This is a genomic window from Thermoflavifilum thermophilum (assembly GCF_900116565.1).
Lineage (GTDB): Bacteria > Bacteroidota > Bacteroidia > Chitinophagales > Chitinophagaceae > Thermoflavifilum > Thermoflavifilum thermophilum.
Genome location: NZ_FPCJ01000001.1, coordinates 692548 through 718805, shown reverse-complemented (window position 1 = coordinate 718805; position 26258 = coordinate 692548). Strand labels below are relative to the sequence as shown.

The 26258-nt window shown below is 46.0% G+C and carries 23 protein-coding genes; 8 read left to right on the top strand and 15 right to left on the bottom strand.

What is annotated here, in order from left to right; genetic code table 11:
- Positions 1-34 precede the first annotated feature (34 nt).
- Positions 35-1990: a RecQ family ATP-dependent DNA helicase gene (locus tag BM367_RS03105; RefSeq protein WP_092457573.1), complete on the top strand. Its 1956-nt coding sequence runs from the start codon at positions 35-37 to the stop codon at positions 1988-1990.
- Here BM367_RS03105 and BM367_RS03100 read toward each other — a convergent pair.
- The 7 genes from BM367_RS03100 to BM367_RS03070 all read right to left on the bottom strand — a co-directional run bounded on the left by BM367_RS03100 (position 1948) and on the right by BM367_RS03070 (position 8579).
- Positions 1948-2325 (bottom strand): co-chaperone GroES, encoded by a 378-nt coding sequence (locus BM367_RS03100; protein ID WP_092457570.1) that lies wholly within the window; start codon positions 2323-2325, stop codon positions 1948-1950. The genes BM367_RS03105 and BM367_RS03100 overlap by 43 nt on opposite strands.
- A 35-nt stretch (positions 2326-2360) precedes the next feature.
- Positions 2361-3200, bottom strand: coding sequence for an MBL fold metallo-hydrolase (locus tag BM367_RS03095; protein ID WP_092457568.1), 840 nt, complete (start codon positions 3198-3200; stop codon positions 2361-2363).
- 60 nt (positions 3201-3260) lie between these two features.
- A complete protein-coding gene (locus BM367_RS03090; protein WP_092457565.1) occupies positions 3261-3920 on the bottom strand; it encodes an ABC transporter ATP-binding protein in 660 nt (219 codons plus the stop codon).
- Positions 3904-4710 carry an acyl-ACP--UDP-N-acetylglucosamine O-acyltransferase gene (gene lpxA, locus BM367_RS03085; protein WP_092457561.1) on the bottom strand — a complete coding sequence of 269 codons (807 nt, stop codon included), beginning with the start codon at positions 4708-4710 and terminating at the stop codon, positions 3904-3906. Before lpxA ends, BM367_RS03090 begins: the two co-directional genes overlap by 17 nt.
- Complete coding sequence (locus tag BM367_RS03080; RefSeq protein WP_092457558.1) at positions 4707-6125, bottom strand: bifunctional UDP-3-O-[3-hydroxymyristoyl] N-acetylglucosamine deacetylase/3-hydroxyacyl-ACP dehydratase; 1419 nt, start codon at positions 6123-6125, stop codon at positions 4707-4709. The genes lpxA and BM367_RS03080 overlap by 4 nt, the downstream gene beginning before the upstream one ends.
- 62 nt (positions 6126-6187) lie before the next feature.
- Positions 6188-7246, bottom strand: a complete 1059-nt coding sequence (lpxD, locus tag BM367_RS03075) for a UDP-3-O-(3-hydroxymyristoyl)glucosamine N-acyltransferase (protein WP_092457555.1) — start codon at positions 7244-7246, stop codon at positions 6188-6190.
- Positions 7247-7319: 73 nt separating this feature from the next.
- Positions 7320-8579, bottom strand: coding sequence for an HD domain-containing protein (locus tag BM367_RS03070; protein ID WP_092457552.1), 1260 nt, complete (start codon positions 8577-8579; stop codon positions 7320-7322).
- A 98-nt stretch (positions 8580-8677) separates the two neighbouring features.
- Between BM367_RS03070 and porX the strand changes: the two genes are divergently transcribed.
- Entirely contained in the window at positions 8678-10231 is a 1554-nt protein-coding gene (porX, locus tag BM367_RS03065; protein WP_092457549.1) for a T9SS response regulator signal transducer PorX, read from the top strand.
- Positions 10232-10595: 364 nt separating this feature from the next.
- Entirely contained in the window at positions 10596-11357 is a 762-nt protein-coding gene (locus BM367_RS03055; protein WP_092457543.1) for an MBL fold metallo-hydrolase, read from the top strand.
- Here BM367_RS03055 and BM367_RS03050 read toward each other — a convergent pair.
- Positions 11352-12008 (bottom strand): glycosyltransferase family 2 protein, encoded by a 657-nt coding sequence (locus BM367_RS03050; RefSeq protein WP_092457540.1) that lies wholly within the window; start codon positions 12006-12008, stop codon positions 11352-11354. The genes BM367_RS03055 and BM367_RS03050 overlap by 6 nt on opposite strands.
- A 52-nt stretch (positions 12009-12060) precedes the next feature.
- On the opposite strand from BM367_RS03050, the gene BM367_RS03045 reads away from it, so the two are divergent.
- Together BM367_RS03045 and BM367_RS03040 are read left to right on the top strand one after the other, a co-directional pair.
- Positions 12061-13008 carry a ComEA family DNA-binding protein gene (locus tag BM367_RS03045; protein WP_092457537.1) on the top strand — a complete coding sequence of 316 codons (948 nt, stop codon included), beginning with the start codon at positions 12061-12063 and terminating at the stop codon, positions 13006-13008.
- Positions 12989-14149 carry an acyl-CoA dehydrogenase family protein gene (locus BM367_RS03040; protein ID WP_092457534.1) on the top strand — a complete coding sequence of 387 codons (1161 nt, stop codon included), beginning with the start codon at positions 12989-12991 and terminating at the stop codon, positions 14147-14149. The genes BM367_RS03045 and BM367_RS03040 overlap by 20 nt, the downstream gene beginning before the upstream one ends.
- Here the strand turns inward: BM367_RS03040 and BM367_RS03035 are convergent.
- Both BM367_RS03035 and BM367_RS03030 read right to left on the bottom strand, forming a co-directional pair.
- Positions 14146-14340: a hypothetical protein gene (locus tag BM367_RS03035; protein WP_092457531.1), complete on the bottom strand. Its 195-nt coding sequence runs from the start codon at positions 14338-14340 to the stop codon at positions 14146-14148. The genes BM367_RS03040 and BM367_RS03035 overlap by 4 nt on opposite strands.
- Before the next feature lie 143 nt (positions 14341-14483).
- Positions 14484-16139: an OmpA family protein gene (locus tag BM367_RS03030; protein ID WP_092457528.1), complete on the bottom strand. Its 1656-nt coding sequence runs from the start codon at positions 16137-16139 to the stop codon at positions 14484-14486.
- A 236-nt stretch (positions 16140-16375) separates the two neighbouring features.
- Between BM367_RS03030 and BM367_RS03025 the strand changes: the two genes are divergently transcribed.
- Positions 16376-17347 (top strand): polyprenyl synthetase family protein, encoded by a 972-nt coding sequence (locus BM367_RS03025; RefSeq protein ID WP_092457525.1) that lies wholly within the window; start codon positions 16376-16378, stop codon positions 17345-17347.
- 24 nt (positions 17348-17371) lie between these two features.
- Positions 17372-19135, top strand: coding sequence for a single-stranded-DNA-specific exonuclease RecJ (gene recJ, locus BM367_RS03020; RefSeq protein ID WP_092457522.1), 1764 nt, complete (start codon positions 17372-17374; stop codon positions 19133-19135).
- Here the strand turns inward: recJ and BM367_RS03015 are convergent.
- The 4 genes from BM367_RS03015 to BM367_RS03000 form a co-directional block, all read right to left on the bottom strand.
- Entirely contained in the window at positions 19124-19555 is a 432-nt protein-coding gene (locus tag BM367_RS03015; protein WP_092457518.1) for a DUF983 domain-containing protein, read from the bottom strand. The two genes, recJ and BM367_RS03015, sit on opposite strands and share 12 nt — an antisense overlap.
- Positions 19556-19621: 66 nt before the next feature.
- Positions 19622-21181, bottom strand: a complete 1560-nt coding sequence (locus BM367_RS03010) for a YifB family Mg chelatase-like AAA ATPase (RefSeq protein WP_092457515.1) — start codon at positions 21179-21181, stop codon at positions 19622-19624.
- A 66-nt stretch (positions 21182-21247) separates the two neighbouring features.
- A complete protein-coding gene (locus BM367_RS03005; protein WP_092457512.1) occupies positions 21248-22591 on the bottom strand; it encodes a MutS-related protein in 1344 nt (447 codons plus the stop codon).
- 18 nt (positions 22592-22609) lie between these two features.
- Entirely contained in the window at positions 22610-23953 is a 1344-nt protein-coding gene (locus BM367_RS03000) for a dihydroorotase (RefSeq protein ID WP_092457509.1), read from the bottom strand.
- A gap of 48 nt (positions 23954-24001) precedes the next feature.
- Between BM367_RS03000 and BM367_RS02995 the strand changes: the two genes are divergently transcribed.
- Entirely contained in the window at positions 24002-25705 is a 1704-nt protein-coding gene (locus tag BM367_RS02995) for a hypothetical protein (protein ID WP_092457506.1), read from the top strand.
- A gap of 81 nt (positions 25706-25786) precedes the next feature.
- Here the strand turns inward: BM367_RS02995 and rplI are convergent, their stop codons facing one another.
- A complete protein-coding gene (gene rplI, locus BM367_RS02990; protein WP_092457503.1) occupies positions 25787-26233 on the bottom strand; it encodes a 50S ribosomal protein L9 in 447 nt (148 codons plus the stop codon).
- Between the last annotated feature and the right edge of the window lie 25 nt (positions 26234-26258).

Here is a 26258-nt window from a genome sequence, read left to right as displayed (position 1 = left end):
AATTTCGGAAAATCTGCTTTCTTTTGGATGAGATATGGATAATCTGCCCCTTTTTCGTAAAGAAGCATATCGTCTGCTGAAGCAATATTGGGGATACGAAGACTTTCGTCCCCGGCAGTTATCTATTATGGAAGCTGTGGTGGAGGGGAAAGACGTGATAGCCGTTTTGCCTACGGGTGGCGGTAAATCTCTTTGCTACCAGCTTCCTGCCTTGTATCTGCCTGGTGGCGCCCTGGTTATATCTCCTCTGATTGCCCTGATGAACGACCAGGTAGCATGGGCAAGAAAAAGGGGAATACCAGCTGTAGCGCTTCATTCGGGAATGGATGCTTCCATACTTGAGCAAGCGCTTGAACGCATGTCTGCAGGCATGTACAAGCTGGTATATGTATCTCCCGAACGCCTCCGCAGCACGCGTTTTCTGGAGGCACTGGCCGGTTGGAAATTTAGCTTTCTGGCTGTAGATGAAGCCCATTGTATTTCACAATGGGGGCATGAGTTCAGGCCGGCCTATCTGGAAATCGTGCATATACGCCAGGCTTATTCCCGGGTGCCTGTCATGGCTGTAACGGCTACAGCTACCCGTCAGGTTCGGGAAGATATCATCAGGCTGTTGGATTTACATCATCCTTTTGAGGTTATAGGTTCTTTTTCCCGTGCCAATATTCATTATGCGGTAGTTCGTACGGAAGATAAGTTGCATGCGCTGCTACAGATAATAAAAGCCAAACCAGGTAGCAAACTGGTATATTGCCGGGATCGGAGAACCACTGTTCAGGTAGCACGGTGGCTTTCAGAGCAAGGAATCCCGGCAGCAGCTTACCATGCAGGACTTAGCTATGAGGAGCGGGAGCAACGTCAGCAAGCCTGGTTGACCGGCAATGCGGACAATATGGTTTGCACCAATGCCTTTGGGATGGGGATTCATAAGGATGACGTGCGGGTGGTAGTACACTACCACATGCCAGAAAGCCTGGAGGCCTATTTCCAGGAAACGGGGAGGGCCGGCAGGGATGGCCTGCCGGCTCAGGCAACCGTGTTGGTAGGACTTCACGACCTGGATCAACTCCAAACATGGGTGATGAGTCGCTACCCCGATCTGGAAACGGTGCGTCAGGTATTTGCTTCGCTGATGAATTACCTGCAAATACCAGCCGGTACGGGAGGCGGACGTGCATTTGATTTTTACCTGCCAGATTTCTGCCAGCGTTTCGGTTACAGACCCGTAGTGGTACAGGCCGTGCTCCGCATACTGGAATGGGAGGGTTGGTTGTATCGCACCGATGCCGTGGTACATCCTTCGGTTGCAAGGTTTCAGATTTCCCGCAGTGATTTGTTAGCACTGCAGCAGATCTATCCGCTTGAGGCTTTAGTTGCAGAAATTTTGTTGCGGCTTTATCCGGGTATTGCCGACGTTCCGGTGGCTATCGATGAAGGCGAAATAGCCAGGCACGCGGGAGCTTCCCGCATGCAGGTGTCAGATGTGCTGATGCATATGCATCAGATGGGATGGATCGTGTACAAAGCATCGTATGAAAGTCCGCAGCTGTTGTTGCTGGCAGACAGGCCACCCGCAGCGGCATTATTTCTGAAAGCTGAACACATATATTTTCTGAAAGAAAGAGCGCTGGAACGACTCAAGCAAGTACGTCAATATCTGGATGCAACCTCTTGCAGGATGCAGATAGCTGCGGATTATTTTGGCGAACAGGCCCATGATCCATGCAATCACTGCGATCTGTGCGAGCAAAGTATATCTGCCCATTCAGGCTCTGCCCGGCTCGAAAACATCATGTTGCGCATCCTGGAACTGTTGCATAAACCCTGTACTTCCGATGAAATTTACCGCGCGCTGCCGGATATCGATAGAAAAAGAGTCAGGCAGGTTATTGATCATCTATTGGCAGAAGCCTATATTAGCATGGATCCATCAGGTCGCCTCTGGGTTTATAATTCTTCTTCCCGTTCCAACATGAGGATGGCCGATTGAGGCACGATAAAATATTTTTCACCCTCATACATCACTTCCGTGGATGCGCTGGCCAAGAATATAGCCAAATCTCCTTCCTTGGCCTGCAGAGGGATGTATTTAACCCGATCTTCATCGGGTTTCCAGTCTTCGTCATCCACCGGAACAGGAATGGCATAACCAGGTCCTGTTTTAATGACATATCCCTGTTGTACCTTTTCTTTTTCCTGCACGCCTGGAGGCAGGTACAGACCACTGGCTGTCATTTCACTGGGCTTCAAAGGCTTTATTAATACCCGGTCGCCCACCACAATCAGCTTTTTCAATTTATTATCAGCGGTTAAATGAACAGACATATACAAATTTGATGCTTTTAGGTTTGCATTTACGTTCAAATTTCATGCAATGAGAAAAAACGATCGGCACGAATTCCTTTTTCTGTCATTTTTACAGTACAACATTCAATTTGTGGATCGTGTTCGAAAAATAAAATGTATTCCTTTTCAAGAGCTTCCTGGAGAAAAGATTTTTTTTCTTCCAGGGTAGTAAGCGGGAAAACGTCGTAAGCCATGATGTAAGGCAATGGAATATGCGCTACAGAGGGCAGCAGATCAGCACAAAACACCAGGGTTTTTCCTTTATACTCGATGAAAGGGATCATCATAGCACGAGTATGCCCGTGGGCAAAACGCACGCGGACGTGGGCAGAGAAAGGGTAGTCTTTTTCTTCAGGTACCATTTTCAGCTGACCGCTTTCCTGAATAGGCAGGATATTTTCTTTCAGAAATGAAGCTTTTTCCCGTTCATTGGGCTGTGTGGCCCATGTCCAGTGGGCTTCAGTACTCCAGTAGGTAGCGCTGGGGAATGCAGGCACGAGCCTATCGCCTTGCCTGATAATGCTGCCACCGCAATGATCAAAATGCAGATGGGTAAGGAATACGTCCGTAATATCATTCCAATGGAAACCATGTTGTTGCAGAGAGCTTTCCAGCGAATGTTCCCCATGCGGTTCATAATGGCTGAAAAATTTTGCATCCTGTTTGTTGCCCATGCCATTGTCAATCAAAATCAGGCGATCTCCATCTTCCACCAACAGGCAGCGCATAGCCCATGTACATCGGTTGTTGGCGTCGGCAGGATTCAAGCTATTCCACAGCACTTTGGGTACCACACCAAACATGGCACCCCCATCCAACTTGAAATTCCCGGTATGAATCGTAAACAATCTCATTGGAAATCAGGCTTTCAGGCAAAGATCGAAAAATACCGTTAGTTTGGTGCATATCCAGCCTCATTCACCATTCCAATCGGCATGAGTAGGGGCTGACGGCTTGAAAGCTTCGATTGACAATATCTTCGTACATATATCATATTCTTCCGGGCGATTGGATGCGATAACAAGAATACGGTTCTCGGTAAAACGTTCAACCAGGCGATGATACATCTGTACCCCCTGCTTGTCGAGATTCGTACAGGGCTCATCGAGCAGCAAAACAGAAGATTGCACAAAAAATGCGTGAGCCAGCTTTACTCGTTGTTGCATGCCTGATGAAAGGTAGCGTATAGGCTTCCGACTGGCTGTGGGTGGCAGCTCCACCCATTCCATCATCTCTGCAAGAGAGGTATTGGGCCATAATTTTCGGAATCTGCTGATGAACTTCAGCGATTCAAGGGGGGTAAACTCATCTGGCAAGTCCAGATAAGGAGCCGTAAAACTTATGTGTCGATAAAAATCTTCAGGATAAACGGGGTGGTTCTCTGCGTCCAGATAGCTCAGTTTGCCTTCTGTTGGCAACATGCTGCCTGAAAGAATTTGCAACAGGGTTGATTTGCCGGACCCATTGGCTCCTACAACAGCTGCAGGTGTTGCAGTTTCAAACACGCAGCAAAGGTGTCGAAACACCCATTCGTAATTGTATCTTTTGCCGATATGGTCAAGCGATATCGTCATGGGTAGGCCGTACGCGGGAATAGCCTTTCATGATACCCCGGTTTGACTCTCTGACGAAGGTAACGATTTCATCGCGTTCGTCGCTGGCAGGCAGTTCTGTTTCAATGATATGCAATGCCTTGGTTACGTTGTAACCCCTGACAAATAAAATTCGGTAGATGTCGAGGATGTGGTTAATTTTTTCCAGCGAATAACCTCTGCGTTTAAGGCCGATGGAGTTTACGCCCACATAGGAGAGTGGGTAGCGGGCGGCTTTTACATAGGGAGGAACGTCTTTGCCCACCAGCGAGCCCCCTGCAATAAAGGCATGAGCGCCGATGTTGCAAAACTGGTGAATAGCCGTCATGCCGCCAATGCGTGCATAATCACCGATGGTAATATGTCCGCCCAGGGTGGTGTTATTGGCCAGCACGCAGTAGTTGCCCACAATGCAGTCGTGCGCAATATGGCAATAAGCCATGATCAGGCAATCATGGCCTACGACGGTTTTCCAGCGATCCCGTGTGCCGCGGTGGATGGTCACACATTCCCGAATGGTAGTGTTGTCGCCAATTTCCACAGTTGTTTCTTCACCAGCAAATTTCAGGTCCTGGGGAATAGCCGAGATAACAGCTCCCGGGAAGATACGGCAGTTTTTACCGATCCGGGCGCCTTCCATAATGGTGACATTGGAAGCAATCCAGGTGCCCTCGCCAATTTCCACGTTTTTATGTATAACGGTAAAAGGTTCAATCTTCACGTTGGGTCCGATCTTGGCGTCGGGATGTATGTAAGTGAGTGGATGAATCATGATCTTGCAGAATCTTTTCTCACGATTTGAGCCATTAAATCTGCTTCTGTAGCAATTTTGTTGCCAACAAATACGGTGCCGCGCATTTCGCAGATGCCCCTGCGGATAGGCCGCAGCAGCTCGAGTTTCAGGATCATGGTATCGCCCGGCAGCACTTTATGCTTGAATTTGCAATTATCGATTTTCAGGAAATAAGTATCGTAATTTTCCGGGTCCTGGTAAGTGTTCAATGCCAGGATTCCGCCGGCCTGAGCCAGGGCTTCAATCTGCAAAACACCCGGCATCACCGGATTTCCAGGGAAATGACCCTGAAAGAAATATTCGTTGAATGTTACGTTTTTCACACCCACCACATGGGTATCCGAAAGTTCAATGATTTTATCCACTAACAGAAAAGGATAGCGATGGGGCAGGGTCTTTTCAATCCGGCGGATATCCAGCACTGCGGGCTGGTTAGGATCATATACCGGCACGCCCGCTGCGTGGCGGTTTTTCTTGATGTATTCCTTGATTTTTTTTGCAAAGGCGATGTTGGATGAATGTCCGGGCCGGCTGGCAATAATATGAGCCTTGATAGCATATCCAATCAGGGCTAAATCGCCCACCACATCGAGCAGTTTGTGACGGGCAGCTTCATTCGGGAAGCGGAGTTGGATGTTGTTCAGGATGCCTTCACTTTTCACCGAAATTTTTTCCCGCTTGAAGGCTACTGCCAGCTTGGCCAGCTCTTCTTCACTCACCACTTTGTCGACCACCACGATAGCATTGTTCAGATCTCCGCCTTTGATGAGGTTATTTTCCAGCAGGAATTCCAGTTCGTGGAGAAAGCAAAAGGTGCGGCAGGGAGCAATCTCGTCCCTGAATTCGCTGATATGCTTCATGGCAGCATGCTGGGTGCCCAGCACCGGAGAATTAAAGTCGATAAGCGTGGTGATTTTATATTCCAGTGAAGGCAGTGCCAGCAGCTCTACCTTTTTCTCCTCATCGGTAAACTGAATATTGGTATCAATGGAATAGTAAATCTTTTTTGCATCCTGTTCTTGCACACCGCCTTTTTCAATTGCTTCTACAAACGGCAGGGCGCTGCCATCCATGATGGGCACTTCCGGTGCATCCAGCTCAATGTGGGCATTATCAACACCCATACCCACCAGTGCAGCCATCAAATGCTCAACGGTGCTTATTCTTACACCGTCGAGCCCCAGCGTGGTGCCGCGTGAGGTATCTACAACATAATCTACATCGGCTTTGATAATAGGCTGGTCGGGCAAATCAACCCGCTGGAACTTGATGCCATAGCCCGGCGTAGCCGGTTTAATGGTCATATTTACTTCAAGGCCCGTGTGGAGTCCAACTCCTGAAATCTGAATAGGCTCTCTGAGGGTGTGCTGATATTGCGTGTTAAATGGTTTCATCGATACTGCGACAATTTTTTCGCGTTAGCTCTTGCAAATAAAAAAGAAGCTTACAGTCAATTTCATGAAACGCGTTCTTTTTCTGCAAGCAGCTGGCGAACAGTTTCTTCCAGCTCCCTGACGCGTTTTTCTAAATTCGGCAAATTTCGAAAAATTGCCTGACTTTTCAGTGCACTTTTATAATCAAAAGCAGGAGTTCCAGTGATAGCGGCGCCGGGATATTGGATAGATTTTGTAACACCACTCTGGGCATTGATTCGCGTGTGATCCGCTATTTGAATGTGCCCCACCAGGCCAGCCTGCCCCCCGATGACACAATACTTGCCAATTTTGGTGCTGCCCGAAATTCCGGCCTGTGCAGCAATTGCTGTGTGGGAGCCAATTTCAACATTATGGGCAATCTGGATGAGATTGTCAAGTTTTACACCCCGATGAATAATGGTGGCACCCATCGTTGCCCGATCGATGGTGGTATTGGCTCCAATTTCCACATCATCTTCCACAATTACCTTACCCATCTGCGGGATTTTTTTATACTGCCCGTCGTCTTGCGGAGCAAATCCAAATCCATCGCTTCCAATCACGGTGCCCGAATGAATGATCACCCGTTCTCCGATTTCACAATCATGATATACCACCACGCCTGCATACAGCAATGACGAAGCGCCAATGCGGGCACGATCTCCAATGTAACACAGCGGATAGATCTGTGCCCCGCGTCCGATATGTGCATGGGCTCCGATATAGCTGAACGCGCCTATGTAGGCACCTTCTTCGATTACTGCATCGGGATGGATAAAACAAGGTTGTTCAATCCCTTCCCGCTTTTGATTGGATTGAGCAGCATACAGCTCAAGCAGATAGGCAAAAGCTGAATAAGCATCTTTTACCCGGATGAGCGTGCTCTGCACCGGCCGCTGCAATTCCAGCGTTTCATTTACAATCAGAATAGATGCTTGCGTGGTGTAAAGATATTCTTCATATTTGGGATTGGCTACAAAACTCAAACATCCTTCGGTCGCTTCCTCAATCTTGGCAATCCGGTGGGCTGTGGCATTCGGATTACCTTCGATACGACCGTTCAGAAGCTGGGCAAGCTGGTGTGCAGTGATGGAAGTCATACATGATGCCTTGTAATGAAATCAATGAAATTTTACCCGCATAAAAATCAGGCTCACTTCTGCAGCCAAAACGCTAAAGTGGCTCATAGAATTGCCCGGTTAGGGATTTTGGGTAACAAATGTAAAATTTTTTTATGGGGATGGACACGGTATGGTTGATTAAGCTGTTTTCCACTTCCGAAATATCCCTTATCCGATGCTGGCCGGAAATGATACGAATGTTTTCATCGGCCGGATTGTATGCATAGCTGGATGCTGTACCTGTGTACACAAAATAATGCAGGGTATGCGCCTGCAGAAACGGAAATTGCCTGAGGCATTCTTGCTGCAGCCCGGAAATGATGGATTGATCGAATGGAAGCGAACTTAATTTCAACCGGAAAAGTTGCCTGTTCAGCAGGGCCTGGCTTAGCCAGGAAAGCACGGGATCTGGGTGAGCACACCATGTTTTAATAGCCATCAGCACATCCACATCGTCGAGCTGGCAAAACAGGGGAAGCCATTCTGATGGGGGGCAATCGGCTGGATTTTGCAGGGTTAAGAAAAACTGCAAGGCAGGCGATGCAGGAACGGAAATGCCCTGTAGGGCAAGCTCGCGGGCGCGCTGTATGATTTTCTGCAACATCGTCTCCGCACTCAGCACCGTTTTATGCAGATATACCTGCCAGTACATCAACCGGCGGGCAATAATGAATTTTTCAACGGAATAAATGGCCTTTTCTTCTACCATCAGCTCATCATTCGCCACTGTCAGCATTTTCAGGATGCGGTCGTAGCCGATAATTCCTTCAGCCACACCCGTATAAAAACTATCGCGCATCAGATAATCCATGCGATCCACATCCAGCTGGCTGGAGACCAGCTGATAGAGGAAGGGACGAGGATAGGTATGATCAAAAATCGACAGAGCCAATTCCAGTGGGCCATGGGCATCCATAATCAGCTGTTTCATCAGCAACCGTGAAATCTGTTCATGTGGCATGCCGGCCACAATCTGTCCTTCCAGGGCATGGGAAAAAGGGCCATGGCCGGCGTCGTGCAGCAGTATGGCCAGCTTCACGGCGGTTTCTTCTTCGGCGCTGATGGATATTCCCTTGTTTTTCAACTCCTGCAAGGCAAGCGATAACAGGTGATAAGCTCCCAATGAATGCTGGAAGCGCGTGTGCACAGCCCCCGGAAATACCAAATGCGCAAGTGCCATTTGCTGTATCCGTCGCAACCGTTGATAACATGGATGTTCAATGACCCCAAACACTACCGGATCATCAATCCGGATAAAACCATATACCGGGTCGTTGATGATTTTTTGTTTTTGGAATAAGGATTGGCTCATGCAGGCGTCTAAGAAAAAGTTAAAAACAAGCTGGATATTACAGGCAAAGCTACAATGCCTGAGAAGAAAAAGTATTTTTGAAAAAATCACGTGGATGCATGTCCCAGGCAAATATCTTATGGATTGATGATGAAATCGAATCCCTCCGGTCGCAAATCCTTTTTTTGGAGAACAAAGGCTATGCCGTACAATCGGTTACCAATGGATTTGATGCACTGGAGTTTCTGAAGGATCATCCGATAGATGTGATTCTGCTGGATGAAACCATGCCGGGCATGACCGGGCTGGAAACCCTTTCCCGGTTGAAAGAAACTTACCCACACATCCCGGTGGTGATGGTAACCAAAAACGAGGCTGAACACCTGATGGATGAGGCTATTGGCGCCCAAATCAGCGATTATCTCATTAAGCCTGTCAACCCTAACCAGGTTCTGCTGGCCCTGAAGAAAATCATTGATAACAAACGGCTGGTGGCCGAAAAAACCACTTTTGCCTACCAGCAGGCTTTCCGGGAATTATTCCTTGCTCTCAATAGCCAGCCTGATCATCATGAGTGGATGGAGCTGTATAAAAAGCTGGTGTATTGGGAAATGGAAATGGGCAAAGCCGATAGTCCCGAGATGCAGGATGTGTTTATCACCCAGAAAGCTGAAGCCAATACTGAATTTGCCAAATTTATTGCCCGGCATTATGCGGAATGGGTAGGTCCAAAGGCAAAAAATGCGCCGGTAATGTCGCATACCGTTTTTCAGAAAAAAATCCTGCCGGCTCTTTCCAAAGATGTGCCTAACTTCTGGGTGCTGATTGATAATTTGCGATTCGATCAATGGCGGGCTATTCAGCCCATTTTTGCCGAAACATTCCGCATACTCGAAGAAGATAGTTTTTACAGCATCCTACCTACATCTACCCAATACAGCCGCAATGCTGTGTTTGCCGGCTTGTTGCCTGCTGATATTGAAGCTCATTTTCCGGAAGAATGGAAAAACGACGATGAACAAGGCGGCAAAAACCTGTATGAAGAGTTATTTTTCTCCCATCAGTTGAAACGGCTCAAAGTGGATATCCGGTTTACCTATACCAAAATTACCAGTCATCACGACGGGCAGCAGCTGGTCAATCACATTCATAATTTGTTAAACTATCCCTTAAACATCATTGTGTACAATTTTGTGGATATGCTATCGCATGCCCGAACGGAGATGGAAGTGCTAAAAGAGCTGGCCAGCGATGAAGTGTCTTACCGTAGCATTACGCGCAGCTGGTTTTTGCATTCGCCCCTGCATCAGGCCCTGAAAAAAATTGCTGACCGGCCTGTACGTATCATCCTGAGTACGGATCATGGAAGCGTGCGTGTGAAAACCCCATGCAAAGTGATTGGCGACCGGCAAACCACAACCAATCTTCGATACAAGCATGGCAGAAACCTGAATTTTGATCCGAAGGAAGTCATTGCATTCCGCGATCCCCGTGAAGCCGGGCTGCCCAGGCCCAATGTAAACTCATCGTATATCTTTGCCAAAGAAGATGGATTTCTCTGTTATCCCAACAACTACAATTATTTTGCGAATTATTACAAAAACACTTTCCAGCACGGTGGTGTATCGCTCGAGGAAATGATAGTTCCTGTTGTGATTATGGAACCCAAATAAGCAATCGGATATCTTCCGCTGTTCATCTGGCAGGGAAAAAGATTTTTTATCTTCGCTGTATGGGTTTTAAATACAATTCACATACTTTATCTGCCATCGAAAAACTGTTGCAAGAAGCGGGATACCAGGTCCGGTATGAAAAAGGAAATTTTCAATCCGGTTATTGTGTCATTGAAGAAAGAAAGGTGGTTGTGATGAATAAATTTCTGAACACCGAATCCAGAATCAATGTGTTCATAGACATTCTGCAAGGTTTAACAATCGTTGAAACTGACCTTAGTCCTGCATCGCAGAAATATTATCGGTTGATTCAGGCAGCTGTTTCAACGCCATCTGGACATTCATCAGAAACAAAGGTTGAATCGTGAGAATCACCTTTTTAGGTACAGGCACTTCACAAGGTGTGCCCATGATTGCCTGTACATGCCGGGTTTGCAGCTCTGCTGACCCGCGTGATAAGCGGTTAAGAAGCAGTGTGTTGCTGGAGGTTGATGGTAAAAATATTGTGATTGATACCACGCCTGACTTTCGCATGCAGATGCTGCAGGCGCATGTGCGGCATCTGGACGCGGTGCTCATTACCCATTCGCACAAAGATCACATAGCTGGCATGGACGATGTGCGGGCATTTAATTATTTTCAGCAATCACCTATTGATATTTATGCCACCCATGCTGCACAGGAAGTCATTACCCGCGAATTCGCCTACGCTTTCGCAGAAGTTAAATATCCCGGCGTACCTGATATTCGTCTTAATACAGTAGATGAACAACCTTTTGATGTAAAGGGTGTGGAGGTAATCCCCATTCGGGTTTGGCATTACAAAATGCCGGTATTAGGCTTTCGCATTGGTGATTTTACTTACATCACCGATGCCAATCGCATTCAGGATGAAGAAAAAGCCAAAATCAAAGGTTCAGCGGTATTGGTACTGAATGCGCTGCGCAAGGAACCCCATATCTCGCATTTCAGCCTGGATGAAGCGTTGGCACTTGCAGATGAATTATCTGTTCCTCAGGTTTATTTCACCCATATCAGCCATCAGATGGGATTGCATGCAGAAGTCAATCAGCAGCTAAAACCCGGCAGAGCATTGGCTTATGATGGACTTGTGCTGGAACTATAGTTGTTTGTCATTTTGATCTTTCAATTTAACCCGGGTCAGAAAACTATCCGAAGAATTTCGGTAATAAACATAAGTTGGTGCATCTATTTTTACGACAGTAAAACGAGCTGCTGCTCTTTCCAGAAAATCGGCATCGGGAAATAATACCGGCCTGTATCCGCCCAGTGTTTCCCAAACTTTGCGCTTCATGAAAAAGGTAGCTCCGATGGCACAATCCTTTAGATGAATATTTCGGGAAGGGTCATGCCGGTCAGGCACCCAGAAATCTTCTTCCCGACCGATCAACATTGCCGTAGAGTGTAGCAGATCCGTTTCGGGATGTGCTTGTATGTAATGCACACGAATTTGCAAATGATCCGGCTGGTAAGCATCATCTGAATCCAGAAAGGTAATCCATGTGCCCTGAGCTGCACGGATACCCGTGTTCCAGGTATCAGCAATGCCGGTATGAGTTTTTTGAATCAGTTGTACATGGTGAAATGACGAAGCATATTTTTGGGCGATTTTAAATGAACCATCTGTACTTCCATCATCCACAGCAATCCATTCGAAGTCCTGAAATTGTTGCTGGAGTAGGGATTCAATAGCTCTGGACAAAGTATTGCTTCGGTTATAAACGGCCGTAACCACGCTTACAAGGGGTATTTGCATCTTCGCTTGTTTGATGCTAAATTTAAACTGTTTTGCTTAAAACCCTATTCAGATGTCATTCCCAGACCGGATGCGGACATGGCTAACCTTCAGCCGGAATCAGCGCAAAGCTATACTGGCCATGTTTCTGCTCATAGGTATAAGCATGTTGTTCCCTTTGCTCATAACCAGGTTTTATCCCGAACAGCCACTAAAAATTGAAATAATAACTGGCGATTCACTTCAGGCACGAACAGGTGGTTTATCCCAGGCATCAGCACAACAGCAATCGTCACATTCCTTGCCTAATCAATTGTTTTATTTTGATCCGAATACAGCCACACTTGAAGATTGGCTGAGATTGGGAATATCCAAACACACCGCAGTTATCATCTTGCATTATCGGGAAAAGGGCGGACGTTTTCGGAAGAAAGAGGACCTGATGAAAATTTACGGATTTCAGCAGGCCGATTATCAACGCCTGGCTCCTTATGTGCGAATGGGCGATAAAACGAATGATTCCGCAAAGCATGTCCGGCTGCCAGCTGTAAGCGCATCTGGAACATACATTCATCAGAAACAAACTTCATTACAGCAAAAGATTGAATTGAACAGTGCGGATACCCTGCTGCTGATGCAATTACCGGGTATCGGATCAGCGTATGCCAGGCACATCATTCGTTACAGGGAGCGATTGGGAGGATTTTATACGGCAGATCAGCTAAAGGAAATATCTCATATCCCTGATTCCATCATCCAGCGCGTACTTCCATGGGTTAGCATTGATACGGGTTTGATTCGTCCGATGGATCTAAACACGGTTCAGCTGGGAGAGTTAGCTATTCATCCCTACATTGGCTATGCACTTGCCAGCTTGATCATTGCTTATCGTGAACAACATGGCCCATACCGGGAAGTAGCTGACTTGCAGAAACTGGTGTTGGTCAACGAACAGATTTATCGTAAACTTGTTCATTATTTAGTGGTCAATCCTATTCAACATGCATCTCGATCTCAGTGAATTTCAGCTTCAGATAGCTGAAACCTTCCGTGAATTTGCCCAAAAGCGAATACAGCCTCATGTCATGGAATGGGATGAAGCACAGCATTTCCCACGCGATTTATTTCGGGAGCTTGGAGCTATGGGTGCCATGGGTGTGTTGGTGCCTGCACAGTATGGAGGCAGTGGGCTGGGCTATGTGGAATATGTACTCATTGTACGTGAGCTGGCCAAAGTATGCGGAGCGGTAGCGCTGAGTGTAGCAGCCCATAACTCGCTGTGCACAGGGCATATTCTGCAGTTTGGCAATGAGTTCCAGAAACAGAAATATTTGCCCAAGCTGGCGAGTGGTGAATGGTTGGGTGCCTGGGGGCTTACGGAAGCCAATACCGGTTCGGATGCTCTGCACATGAAGACTACGGCTCGCCTGGATGGAAATGACTGGCTACTGGACGGCACGAAATCCTGGATTACTCATGGGCAGTCAGCAGATGTGGCCGTGGTGATGGCCCGTACTGGAGAACCCGGAAACAGCCACGGGATTAGTGCTTTTATCGTCGAACGGGGTACGCTGGGTTTCCGGGGAGGAAAAAAAGAAAATAAGCTGGGCATGCGTGCATCTGAAACTGCAGAAATGATTTTTGAGCAATGCCGGGTGCCCTCCGAAAATCTGCTGGGTCAGCTGCATGAAGGCTTCATTCAAGCACTTCAGGTACTGGATGGAGGTCGCATATCCATTGCAGCACTTTCACTGGGTATTGCTGAAGGAGCTTATGAAGCAGCCAAGCACTATGCACAGGTGAGGCATCAATTTAATCAGCCTATTGCCCATTTTCAGGGTATTGCTTTTAAATTGGCCGATATGGCCACACAGATTCAGGCAGCCGAATTGCTGGTGTTAGAAGCCGCAGCTCGCAAGGATGCAGGCGAAAAAATCACCCAGCTTGCAGCCATGGCCAAATATTATGCTTCCGAACTGGCCGTGCAGGTGGCTACAGATGCGGTTCAGATTTTTGGAGCCTATGGATATACCAAAGACTATCCTGCCGAAAAATTTTATCGCGATGCCAAACTCTGCACCATAGGGGAAGGTACGTCTGAAATCCAAAAAATTGTGATTGCCAGAGAAGCCCTGAAAGCTATAGATAGCATAGCCAGTTAGAAAGCTTCTTCATCAGATTCGGAAGTATGATTTTCCTTGCTTTGCATCATACCCATCATTTTTTTTACCTGTCCCTGAAAGAAAGGCGGAACCCGATCACTTACATAATTCCATAGCACTTCCAGTGTTTTGCGTGCTTGTTCTTCGGTGAGGCCTGCTTCCTGTTTGAGTTTTTCAATTAATTCTTCCACAGCAAATGAATTAAGATGTGAAAAATAAATAGCGGCACCAAACTTAAGCTAATTTTCTATGTTTTTGCTGAACGGCTGCAACGATTAAAAAAAATGCCTGGCGCAAGGCCAGGCATGATATGGATTAGCAAAAAGCCTCTACCTTATTTTGACCTCCGGAGATTGGGATGAGGAGGCGGAGTCATATTCGGACCGTTATCGGCCGGGGTAGCAGCTCTCAGATCAACTGCATTCAGATCACCCGGAACACCGCTGTACTGGAAGATAAAGCGGTCGGGGCTGATGCCTAATTTTTGGGTCATGTAGGTGATAACTGCATTCACCCGATCCCATGCCAGTTGTTCGCTGGCCTTGGAAGCCTGAGCGTGACCAGTTACTACAACTTTGCAATCCGGATTTTGCCGCATCTGATTGGCTACGTTGTCGAGCAGGTATTGTTGATCACGGCTGATGGTTACCGAATTGCCACGGAACACGATGCTGGGCAATGAAGTCAGGTTACAGGTGGGTTTCACATATCCAGCAAAGCAGGTGGAGTCGGGGCATGGGCATTTGCCTACACCATCAGCATCCACGGGCTGGCAGTAGGTGGGTGTGATAAGCTGCTTGTCTTTATAGTCAGGAACGCCATCACCATCGGTATCAAGCGGGCAGCCATGCACATCTACAGCCACGCCAGCAGGTGTATTGGGACATTTATCGAACTGATCGGTTACCCCATCACCATCAGCATCTGGCAATACAGGCGTGGGGATTTTCATGTGGCGGGGCGAATTGAGCTCGCTGTAAGCATAGTTAAGCGGATTCATCCACCAGAGCGGTTCTACACGGCGAGAAGGATTACCCAGTGCGATACTCAGGTTTACCGAAGTATAGGAAACCAAATCTTTATCGGGCGTGAGCACTCCTCCAGACCCCAAATATTTTCCATCCAAGTAGTCATCAAAGGGTAAGGTAAACTTCTGTTCCAGTGCAAGAGAAACCCGTTTGCTGAGCTTGAAATCCACACCAGCCCCTAAATCCAGGCTATGACGCCATTGACGGTGACCAGGGGTATTGTTATTGAAATTCTGTTGGCGGGATTGGGTTGTGGCATCCGTTTCATAACTGCCATCCAGGTAATTCTTCAATGCTTTCCGAATATCTTTTTTCGATGCAGTGAAGTTGATGGAAGCATAATTGTAAGGATTGCCATTTGCATCCAGTGCATCTACCTTGGTTTGATATGAGAAAATTGAATACCCCGCTAAAGCGTAAAAGTCAACTTTGTTTTGTGGTTTGTGAAATGCGATGTTGTTTAAAGAAGCAATCAGGTCTAAAGATCCCTGATAGGCGGTAGATTTGAAATTGGCTACATAGGTAGTAAGTCCGGCTGCAGCATATTTTGCAGCTACGGCTGCCGGCAAGTTCTGGATGGGGGTTCCATTCCGATAGTCAAGACCCTTTGCCTGGCCATAGTTCAGACCTGCACGCAACGAAAAGGTATAACCCAGCGATTTGCGCAATGATGCACCAAATCCATATCCTAACTGGAAAGGCACGTCACTGAAGTAATTAAACTCCCCTGCATTAATGCCTAATACCCACATGTCGCGTGGTTTAGCAGGATAAATGGATTCATTGTTCAGAAAACTGCGCTGTTGTGCCTGCCTGGATGGCGGAATAAAGGCTGTATCCAGGTAATTGTAACCTCCTGTCATCGTGCCGGAGGATGTAGCAGGGGCATTTTGCGCCCATACTGCTGAAGCGCCTAACAGACTGAATAAGCCGGTTAGAACGAGGTACTTTTTGCTTGCCATAGGTAAGTGTTTTAATGAACAGATTATGAAAAAAAATTTTATTTAACAATCTAATATGGGCAAAGATAGATATTAGGCTATGAAAGTACAAAATTTTCTTATGTCTGATAACAATTTTTTGTCTTTTCCCAAACACAAAGCTCGCTTCATCATTTGTTCATGATGTTTTAAAGACAAACAAAAATAGTTCCAATTTTGTGAATACTTTTGTTTTTCCAGCTGTTAACGATTTACTCATGAACAACATGCAGGCTATCCGGCGGGTGATTGAAAAGGAATTGCAGGAGTTTGAATTGTGTTTTACGCAGGCTGTACGAAGTCAGGTGCCGCTTCTCGATCGTATCATGCAATATATTGTGAAGCATAAAGGCAAGCAGATACGCCCCATGTTTGTGATTTTTTCAGCCAGGCTTGCAGGACCGGTTAATATGGCCACATACCGGGCTGCAGCGCTTGTGGAACTGTTGCATACTGCCACACTTGTACACGATGATGTGGTGGATGACGCAAATGAAAGAAGAGGTATATTTTCCATTAATGCTTTATGGAAGAATAAAATTGCCGTGCTGGTTGGGGATTATTTGCTTTCCAAAGGCTTGTTACTTTCCCTCGATCATGGTGATTATGGAGTGCTGCAAATCCTTTCAGAAGCCGTGAAGCGAATGAGTGAAAGCGAATTGTTGCAAATGGAAAAAACCCGTCATCTGGATATGGAAGAGAATGTGTACTTTGATATCATTCGTGGTAAAACGGCTTCTCTGCTTTCAGCAGCCTGCAGTGTGGGTATTTATTCCGTAAGCCATGATCCACAGCTCACGCAGCAGATGAAGGTTTTTGGCGAAAAGGTGGGTATGGCTTTTCAGATTAAAGATGATTTATTTGATTATGGACAGGCTTCTGTGGGTAAGCCTATTGGTCATGATCTGCGCGATAAAAAAATTACCTTGCCACTGATATATGCCCTTCGAAAAGCCTCTCCGGCACAAAAACGCAGAATGATCCATCTGATCAAACATGAATACCGGAATAGAAAAAAAATTCAGGAGGTCATTCAATTTGTTTTGGATATGGGCGGTATTGAATATGCCAAGCAGCAGATGTTTGCCTTTCGCGATGAAGCTTTTCAAATTCTTCATACCTTCCCGGATGAGCCCATTCGCAGGGGTCTGGAAGCCCTTGTGAGGTTTACTACGGATCGCGAATATTGATGAATTTGTAACATCTGTTTTTCCATGACAGGAAATGCTTTACCGAAACGATGGATACTAAGAGCCATTGATGCACAACATCCTTCATGGCCTGCTGTTGTTGCTTTGCAGCAGCAGTTGGGGGTAAAGCTTTTATGGTGCCAATTGCTTGTGCAACGGGGCATTACAAGCTATGAACAAGCCTATCGTTTTTTCAGACCTTCATTTGAGCATATACATGATCCCTTTCTTATGCCTGATATGCATCGTGTTTGCAATCGTATTCGTCAGGCTATTGAAGACAGGGAACCTATTCTTGTTTTTGGTGATTATGATGTGGATGGTACTACATCAGTAGCTATTCTGTGTGATTATCTGCAACGATGCGGTGCAAAACTGAATTTTGATATCCCGGACAGGCTGAAGGAAGGATATGGTCTTTCAAAAGCAGCAGTGGATCGAGCTATACAATCGCATACCCGACTGTTGATTACGCTTGATTGTGGGATGAAAGATTTATCCTCTATTGATTATGCGAATGAGGCAGGGATAGATGTGATCGTGTGTGATCATCATTTGCAGGGCACATCCTTACCAAATGCTTATGGTATTTTAAATCCATTATTGAATCACCATTCCGGTCAGGTATATCCTTATTCCGATTTATCAGCCTGCGGAATTACGTTTAAGTTAATACAGGCTTTGCAGGCTGAAATGAAAATCAATATCCATATTGAGGATTATCTGGATCGCGTGGCGCTCAGCATAGCCGCAGATATTGTGCCGCTGACAGGTGAAAATCGAACTTTGTTGGCTTTGGGTTTGAAGCAAATCAATACAAATCCTTCCACGGGTTTGCAGGCTTTGATAGAAATGAGCGGGCTGTCGCGTCAGGCTCAGCGGTCAATCGGCATGCGTGAATTGGGATTTATATTGGCGCCCCGTGTGAATGCAGCCGGGCGGATGAAAGATGCCCATACAGCTGTGCAATTGTTTATGGAAAAAAATATCCAAAGAGCCAGGGAGCTGGCTGCTGAGCTGCATGAGCGAAACCAGCAGCGCATGGAAAATGACCGATCCATAGCACAGGAAGCAAGGGATTGGATAGAAAGCCATCCGGAAGAAAAAAATCGGAAAACAATTGTCGTTTATCAGCCGCACTGGCATAAAGGTGTAATTGGTATTGTTGCATCCAGATTGGTGGATTGGTATTTTAAACCTACTGTTGTGCTTACAACTGCTGATGATCAACAGTTGGCCGGATCAGCGCGTTCCGTACCGGGTTATAATCTGTATCAGGCAATTGATGCCTGCGGACATTTGCTGGAAAGATACGGAGGTCATGATTATGCAGCAGGATTGGTGATGGAAGCCCGTCAACTGAAGGCTTTCAGAGAAACATTTGAAGAAGTGGTTTCATCCACAATTCAGGAAGAACAGCTTATGCCGGCATTGTATATTGATGCTATCGTGTGTCCCGATGATATTACGGAATCCTTTATCAGGATGTTGAAGCAATTCGAACCATTTGGCATGGACAATGAGCCTCCTGTATTTCTCATGCGCAACATCACATCTGTCACCAATATTCAGCCGGTAAAAAATGAGCATCTGAAATTTCAAATTCCGCGAAAGGCTGGTACACCGCTGGAAGCAGTGGGCTTTCAGATGGCCGACTATTTCGATTTATTCAGGCAGCAGAAGCCGATAGATATTTGTTTTACGATTGAAGAAAATTTCTGGAACGGACAAGCTTCCATTCAGCTGAAATTGCTGGATATGCGCATCAGCCGTGAGTCAGCCCGGTAAATTGTGATCTCTCAGGGGCAAATGTGGAGTTTCATGCGGATCATAATGCACAAAGAAACTTAAATACAAAACTCTTGATAAGCGCATCAGATAAGGCATGGCAACCAACACAATAGCGGCATTGGTCAGTAACCAGTACAAGATGCTGTTATCTTTCCAGCTGATGCCAAAAAAAATCCAATACCAGGCGAGATTAAATGCAGATAAAGCTACACTTAAAGCATAACTTACATAACCTGTTCCGTACCAGAAGCCGGTTTCTAATTCGGTTTTCTGTCCGCACACCGGGCAATGTTCATGCATATCCAGGGTGTGTTTCAGGTTGTATGGATTGGAAGTGCGAAATAAAAATCCCTTTCTGCACCTCGGGCATTTCAGGTGAAGGATGGCATACAAGTAGCTGGAATGGTGTGCTGACATAGAACGTGAACCATTTGTTTCTGCAAACAAGATATGCAGTTGCAAAGGTATTTATAATCTCCGGTTTTATAATCCCCAGTTTTCTCGATCCAGGCTTCGATATTGAATAGCTTCTGCTACATGCTGGATCTGGATATTTTCAGATTCCTCCAGATCGGCAATGGTACGGGCCACTTTCAGGATGCGATCATAAGCTCTCGCTGAGAGATGAAGCCTTTCCATGGCTGTTTTCAGCAACTGCATGCCGGCCTGCGGAATAGTACAATATTTTTTCAGCAAGCTGCTGTTGATCTGAGCATTGCAGTAAATGCCCGGATAGTCTTGATATCGTTGTTGCTGAATTTGCCTGGCTCGGATCACTCTTTCGCGGATGGATGAGCTTTTTTCGGTTTCCTGAGAGGAAGAAAGCTGAAGGAAAGGTACGGGAGTCACCTCCACGTGCAGATCTATTCTGTCGAGCAGGGGGCCTGAAATGCGGCTCAGGTATTTTTGTACGGCACCAGGCGGGCAGGTACATGCTTTTTCAGGATGATTGAAATAACCACAGGGACAGGGATTCATCGAAGCCACGAGCATGAAACTGGCTGGAAATTCAATGGCTACTTTTGCACGCGAAATGGTAACTTTTCGTTCCTCCAGGGGCTGTCTCAATACTTCCAGCACAGATCGTTTGAATTCAGGCAATTCATCCAGAAACAATACGCCGTTATGTGCCAGTGAAATCTCGCCCGGCTGGGGAATGCTGCCGCCGCCTACCAACGCGGTATCGCTAATGGTGTGGTGGGGCGCCCGAAAAGGCCGATGAGCAATGAGGGTGGCATCAGCAGGTAGTTTGCCAGCAACCGAATGAATTTTGGTTGTTTCCAGAGCTTCATGCAGGGTAAGGGGCGGTAGAATGCTGGGCAATCGTTTGGCCAGCATGGTTTTTCCGGCTCCGGGTGGGCCTATCAGAATGACGTTATGCCCGCCGGCGGCCGCAATTTCCATCGCTCTTTTGATATGTTCCTGCCCTTTTACATCACTAAAATCTTCTGCGAATGTTTGCTGGGCATGAAAAAATTCTTCTCTTGTGTCAATTTTTAGTGGTTCAGGATGAATTTTTCCTTCCAGAAAATCGACTACTTCTTTGATATGCGACATGCCATACACTTCCAAACGATTTACCATGGCGGCTTCCCGGGCGTTCTGGCGGGGCAGGATAAAGCCTTTGAATTGTTCCTTTCGCGCTTGAATGGCAATGGGAAGTGCGCCCCGAATGGGCTGCAAAGATCCGTCGAGCGAAAGTTCACCCATGATGATGTATTGGGAAAGTTTGCTTTGGCCACCTTCCGGCTCATGGGCCAGCATTTGTCCGGATGATGCCAGAATACCTATAGCAATTGGTAAATCGTATGCCGAGCCAGCTTTTTTGATATCAGCCGGAGCCATGTTTACCACCACGCGCATGCGGGGCATCCTGAATCCACTGTTTTTCAGTGCGGCTTCAATGCGTTGCTGGCTTTCTTTTACTGCATTATCGGGTAAGCCAACCATGAAGTATTTCATGCCTTGGGTAACATCAACTTCGATGGTAATGGTGATAGCGTCAATACCATGTACCGCACTGCCAAAGGTTTTTACCAGCATGTGATAGGGTTTGTCAGGTTGAAATTACACATTCATCATTATATCTGCAAACGGGCAGAACCTTCATCAGGTTTGTGTATGTTGTTGCAGATGGTTGAGCATATCAAGTACTTTTTCCTGTTTTAATATCAGATATCCAAGCCTGTCGTGCGATATGCCTTCTCTTAAATGATAGTTGAACTGAAATTTACCTTCTTCCATCTGTACTTCAAAGTAGCGAAACTGAATATTGCTGCAGGATTTTAATTGTTCGGCAATTTCATACAAATGTGTGGACAAAATAAACAAGCTATCGCGCACCGAAGCGAGTCCTCGTATAACAGCTACTGAACAATTTCTGGCATCATCCACATTGGTGCCTTTAAACAGCTCATCAATAAGCACCAGCCAGTATTTCCCATGCTGAATTTTTTCAATGGTGTTTTTGATGCGATGCACTTCATTGTAAAAATAACTTTTGCCATGAATGATATCATCATCCACATGAATATTCGTCAGCATCCCGTCAAACAAACTCAGTTCCATTTCATAGGCAGGAACACCCATCCCAATATGAGCCAGAAAAACAGCAATACCTACCGCCTTAATAAGTGTACTTTTACCGGCCATATTGGCACCGGTTAGAAAAAGAAAATTTTGCTCGCGACTCAATTGCAAATCATTTCTCACCGGTTGTTTCAGCAATGGATGGAATATACCCTTTACTTTCAGAAACGGCGGTTGCGCAGATGTAAATACAGGTATCACCAAATCATAAGTTTTCATGGCTTTTGCCATGGCATACCATGCATCCAGGTGTGCGTATAAACGCATTAGTTCCTGCAGGCGGGGCCTAAAAAAGCGCCTTGCTGTTTCATGTGCTTTTAATACCACCCTTACCGGTGTGCGGCCATGAAAAGGATGATCGAATGCTGAAGTTTCTGGGAGCGAAAGCACCTGCTTCATGGATTGCAGCACGTTGGCAAGCTGGCGGGGGGTGGATGGTTTCAGCAGAAGCTGCACCAGATACTCACATCCTTTGATCAGATCAGCTACATGAGAAAGAGCAAAACATAAATAAGAATAATCGCTTTTTCTCAATGTATGGAACCACAGATGCTGGAAAAATCCGGTTAATGGATTATTTCCGGGTTTATCGGTATCAACGCGTGCATTCAGATATTCTTCAATCATTACAATGGTGCCATTTGTTACCGAATGTTCCCATTGATTTATGTGTTGAAAAATAAATTGTACAATTTGCTGAACAGCATGAATTTCTTCTATGTTTTTCAATGGATGCAGAAATATACGTCTCAGCTCAGCTTGTCCAACACTGGTGCGCGTAAAATCCAAATGATGAAAAAGTGAAGATTCTTCATCTGCAAAAAATATGGACAGATCCTGATATGTGGTTTTATCAATTTCCATGCAAATGATACAGTATCATCAACGGTTAAACAAAAGTCTTTGTCCCATACGAGTTTCGTTGAATTTGCCATCGGCATAAGCCAGGTGACCACTTACAAAAGTATGTGTAATGGATGCCGGGAATACGTGTGATTCAAAAGGGCTCCACTTGCATTTGTATAACAGTTGATCTTTATTGACCGGTGTGCTGGTTTTCATATCCACGATAACTGCATCTGCAAAATAGCCTTCCCGTACAAATCCTCTTTCGCGCACCTGAAAACAAATGGCCGGATGGTGACACATTTTTTCCACAATCTTTTCCAGCGATATGGTACCCTGCTGATAATATTCCAGCATCAGCAGCAAGCCATGTTGCACCAATGGCAATCCGGCAGGAGCCTGCAAGTAGGGTTGTTGTTTTTCTTCCCATGTATGAGGTGCATGATCGGTTGCAATTACATCAATGCGTCCTTCCAGCAAAGCCTGCCACAGTGCATCCCGGTGATGGGCTGCTTTAATAGCCGGATTGCATTTGATGAGATTACCCAACCTGGGATATGCATCGGCTGTGAAATGCAGATGGTGTACGCAAACCTCGGCCGTAATTTGTTTTTCGGCCAGAGGGATATCGGCTGTAAACAATTGCATTTCCTCTGCTGTGGTGAGATGCAAGATATGCAGGCGCGTACCATATCGTTTTGCCAGAGAAACGGCAAAGGATGATGAGCGCAGGCATACTTCTTCGTTGCGGATCCACGGATGATCGGCTGCGGTTAAAGCCTCACCTTTCTGTGTTTTAGCCATTTGCAGCCGCTGCCTGATTAGTGATTCATCTTCGCAATGAGTGGCAATGGGCAACTCGCAGCTGGCAAATATTTGTTCAAGTGTAGGAATATCATCCACAAGCAATTCACCGGTGGATGAGCCCATGAAGATTTTCAAACCACATATTTCCTGGCGATGGGCATTAAGTCGTACTATCTCTTCCAGATGATGATTGGCGGCTCCCAGGTAAAAGGAATAATTGGCCAGCGAATGCCTGGCTGCGATCTCATATTTCTGCTGCAGCAGTTCCAGCGTAACGGCAGGTGGATAGGTGTTGGGCATTTCCATATAACTGGTTACTCCACCCGCAACAGCTGCGCGCGATTCGGTGTAGATAGTAGCTTTGTGGGTATATCCGGGCTCACGGAAATGCACCTGGTCATCAATCACACCGGGCAGCATATATTTGCCTGCGCCATTGATTTCGGTTACCGGGTTTTTGACCTGAATGTGAGGAGCAATTTTTTCAAAACGTTCTCCTTCAATCAGTACATCGGTTGGAATGATTTTCCCTTCATTAACAAGTAAAATGTCCTTGATCAGATATCTTTGCATGTGATAAAAATAAAGAAACATTCACATTCCTCAATCTGTCGTTACGCTATGCAGTATCCTTCGCGCATTCTTTCCCGACCTGCAGCCTGTTTGCTTTTCCTGGTAGCCCTGATATTATGCAATAACAGGATTCATGCCCAATCTACCGAAATTCCTCTGCATCAGCCGGCCTATCATGTAGCAGATCGTCTGGAAATATTGTCGGGCAGACTCCCGGGCACGTACTCCAGTTTTGTGAAGCCTTATGAAGCATCAGCCCTGATACCTTTTATACAACAGGTTGATTCGCAATTGAACCACAAACTTTCTTCTGCGGATCGTTATACCATCAGTGAGCTGTACACAGATTTTCCTGAATGGCTGAATGATTCCACTTTAGCAGAAAAAAGCCGGCAACCTGTATGGAAGCATTTCTATACATCGCCTGCTTATCTGTTTCAATATAATAGTCCCGACCTGTATTTTACCATCAATCCCGTATTGCTGCTACAGGCAGGTAAAGAAGCGCATAATGGAGATTTCCTTTTTATCAATACCCGTGGCCTGGAGTTAAAAGGTCGGCTGGCAAATAAAATCGGATTTTATTCTTTTTTATCGGATAACCAGGAAAGGCCTCCGTTGTTTGTGCAGCAATGGATTCAGGATTATAAAGCCGTACCTGGTATGGGGTTTTACAAATCATACAAGGGTAATGGTGTGGATTATATTCATGCAACGGGATATATTTCATTTAACGTCACAAAGTTTATTGATGTGGATTTCGGATATGGTAAAAACTTTCTGGGTGAAGGTTTCCGCAGTTTATTCCTGAGTGATTTTTCCAGTGATTATCTGTATCTGAAATTGAATACCAATGTATGGCGATTGCATTATTACAATTTGTTTGCTGAATTAACCTCACAGTTTAATCCGGACAGTGATTATCTGCGACCCAAAAAATACATGGCGTTGCACGACCTTAGCATGGATGTAACACGATGGTTAAATGTAGGTGTATTTGAAAGCGTGATTTTTTCCCGACCCGATCATTTTGATTTTCAGTACCTGAATCCGGTTATTTTTTATCGATCGGTAGAACAGCAGCTGGGCAGTCCGGATAAGGCACATGTGGGTTTTCATGCAAAGGCCGATGTGGCGCATCATTGGCAGTTTTACGGGCAATTTCTGTTTGATGAGTTGCGTATCAGCGAGTTTCTCAGCCATGATGGCTGGTGGGGCAATAAGTGGGCTGCACAGCTGGGAGGGAAATATATAAATGCTTTCGGAATAAACAATCTGGATTTACAAGGTGAAATGAATATTGTGCGGCCTTATACCTATACGCATAGTGACACCATTACCAATTACACGAATTACAATCAGCCGCTGGCCGACCCGATGGGAGCCAATTTCAAAGAATTTATCGGCATTGCCCGTTATCAGCCCTTTCCCAGATGGGTATTGCAGGGTCAGCTTTTATTTGTGCAACAGGGGCGCGACAGTGGGAATGTAAACTGGGGGAGTGATATTTTCAAAAGTTATGATACCCGTCAACAAGATTACAATAACCGCATCGGGCAAGGGTTAGATGCAAAAATTGCCAGCCTGAATCTGACCCTTTCCTACGAACTTAAATACCATCTTTATTTGGATCTTTCGTATCTGTACCGGAAAACAGGCGGTGCATATTTCAGTTACGATCCGCAGGCCAATACCAGCTTTGTAAGCCTTGCTCTGCGATGGAATATTGCGCGAAGGACCTATGATTTTTAGACATGAAAAAAGCTGCATACGAAATATGCAGCTTGGAGTTGAAAACCTGCCTGTCCGGCAGGCAGGTTTTCATAGCTTTATTTATTCGGCTACCACTTCAAATTGTACATCTACTTCATTGCCTTTGCCAAAATCAATGCGGGCGGTATATACACCCAGTTCCTTTACTTCTTCCAGCAGGTGAATGCGCCGGCGATCAATTTCATATCCTTTCTGGGATTTGATAGCCTGTGCAATTTGTACGGGCGTGACGGAACCAAATATTTTGCCACTGGTACCCACCTTGGCTCCGATGCGCAATGGGGAGGCCTGAAGTGCTTCTTTTACCTGGGCTATGGTGGCCAGCAAGGCTTCTTCTTTGCGGCGTTCGGCTTTTTTGCGCTGCTCCAGCTGCTTCAGGTTCGAAGGATTAGCTTCTACAGCGAGTTTGCGGGGAATGAGATAATTGCGGCCATATCCGTCTTTTACGGTCACCAGATCGTTTTGATGTCCCAGGTTTTCAACGTCTTGCAACAAGATCACTTGCATAGGAAATGCACTTTTTTAGAAGAGA

Bases quoted from the DNA above. Each gene is read 5' to 3' on its own strand.
- BM367_RS03105 (WP_092457573.1), top strand. From the start codon at position 35: ATGGATAATCTGCCCCTTTTTCGTAAAGAAGCATATCGTCTGCTGAAG.
- BM367_RS03100 (WP_092457570.1), bottom strand. From the start codon at position 2,325: ATGTCTGTTCATTTAACCGCTGATAATAAATTGAAAAAGCTGATTGTG.
- BM367_RS03095 (WP_092457568.1), bottom strand. From the start codon at position 3,200: ATGAGATTGTTTACGATTCATACCGGGAATTTCAAGTTGGATGGGGGT.
- BM367_RS03090 (WP_092457565.1), bottom strand. From the start codon at position 3,920: ATGACGATATCGCTTGACCATATCGGCAAAAGATACAATTACGAATGG.
- lpxA (WP_092457561.1), bottom strand. From the start codon at position 4,710: ATGATTCATCCACTCACTTACATACATCCCGACGCCAAGATCGGACCC.
- BM367_RS03080 (WP_092457558.1), bottom strand. From the start codon at position 6,125: ATGAAACCATTTAACACGCAATATCAGCACACCCTCAGAGAGCCTATT.
- lpxD (WP_092457555.1), bottom strand. From the start codon at position 7,246: ATGACTTCCATCACTGCACACCAGCTTGCCCAGCTTCTGAACGGTCGT.
- BM367_RS03070 (WP_092457552.1), bottom strand. From the start codon at position 8,579: ATGAGCCAATCCTTATTCCAAAAACAAAAAATCATCAACGACCCGGTA.
- porX (WP_092457549.1), top strand. From the start codon at position 8,678: ATGTCCCAGGCAAATATCTTATGGATTGATGATGAAATCGAATCCCTC.
- BM367_RS03050 (WP_092457540.1), bottom strand. From the start codon at position 12,008: ATGCAAATACCCCTTGTAAGCGTGGTTACGGCCGTTTATAACCGAAGC.
- BM367_RS03045 (WP_092457537.1), top strand. From the start codon at position 12,061: ATGTCATTCCCAGACCGGATGCGGACATGGCTAACCTTCAGCCGGAAT.
- BM367_RS03040 (WP_092457534.1), top strand. From the start codon at position 12,989: ATGCATCTCGATCTCAGTGAATTTCAGCTTCAGATAGCTGAAACCTTC.
- BM367_RS03030 (WP_092457528.1), bottom strand. From the start codon at position 16,139: ATGGCAAGCAAAAAGTACCTCGTTCTAACCGGCTTATTCAGTCTGTTA.
- BM367_RS03025 (WP_092457525.1), top strand. From the start codon at position 16,376: ATGAACAACATGCAGGCTATCCGGCGGGTGATTGAAAAGGAATTGCAG.
- recJ (WP_092457522.1), top strand. From the start codon at position 17,372: ATGACAGGAAATGCTTTACCGAAACGATGGATACTAAGAGCCATTGAT.
- BM367_RS03015 (WP_092457518.1), bottom strand. From the start codon at position 19,555: ATGTCAGCACACCATTCCAGCTACTTGTATGCCATCCTTCACCTGAAA.
- BM367_RS03010 (WP_092457515.1), bottom strand. From the start codon at position 21,181: ATGCTGGTAAAAACCTTTGGCAGTGCGGTACATGGTATTGACGCTATC.
- BM367_RS03005 (WP_092457512.1), bottom strand. From the start codon at position 22,591: ATGGAAATTGATAAAACCACATATCAGGATCTGTCCATATTTTTTGCA.
- BM367_RS03000 (WP_092457509.1), bottom strand. From the start codon at position 23,953: ATGCAAAGATATCTGATCAAGGACATTTTACTTGTTAATGAAGGGAAA.
- BM367_RS02995 (WP_092457506.1), top strand. From the start codon at position 24,002: ATGCAGTATCCTTCGCGCATTCTTTCCCGACCTGCAGCCTGTTTGCTT.
- rplI (WP_092457503.1), bottom strand. From the start codon at position 26,233: ATGCAAGTGATCTTGTTGCAAGACGTTGAAAACCTGGGACATCAAAAC.